Source organism: Paenibacillus vulneris (assembly GCF_039543185.1).
GTDB lineage: Bacteria > Bacillota > Bacilli > Paenibacillales > NBRC-103111 > Paenibacillus_S > Paenibacillus_S vulneris.
The window spans coordinates 1-547 of record NZ_BAABJG010000061.1; the positions used below are offsets into that span (position 1 = coordinate 1).

Consider the following 547-nt stretch of genomic DNA (forward strand, 5'->3'; position numbering starts at 1 on the left):
AGATGTTACAATCGTCCGCATAGCGGACAAACTTGTGCCCCCGTTTGGTTAGTTCTTTATCTAGGTCATCCAGCAGGATGTTTGCTAATAATGGACTTAAAGGGCCGCCCTGCGGTGTTCCCTCCTCCGTTTTCTGGCAAACTCCACCTTCCATTACTCCGGCGTTCAGGTAGGCACGGATTAGTCTCAGGATTCGCTTATCCGCCACTTTCCTTGCCACTCTTGCCATGAGAATGTCATGATTTACCCGGTCAAAGAATTTCTCCAAATCCATATCCACGATCCACCGAAGACCGTTTTGTATGTATTGCTGGGCTTGCTTTACCGCGTCATGCGCTCTCTTTCCCGGTCTAAAGCCGTAGCTGTACCATGAAAAGTGAGCGTCAAAGATCGAGTTCATGACCTGCAGAAGTGCTTGTTGAAGGAGTCTATCCATTACGGTCGGGATACCAAGTAGCCGTACTCCGCCTCCGGGTTTGGGGATTTCCACCCGTTTGACAGGCATAGGTTTGTAGGTTCCCGCGAGAAGTTCGGCTTTCACCGTCTC

General features: G+C 50.3%; 1 protein-coding gene. It reads right to left on the reverse strand.

All coding sequences use genetic code 11. The annotated features are described in order from the left end of the window. On the reverse strand, positions 1 to 547 hold a 547-nt coding region (locus tag ABEA66_RS36085), incomplete at both ends, for a reverse transcriptase domain-containing protein (RefSeq protein ID WP_345595376.1).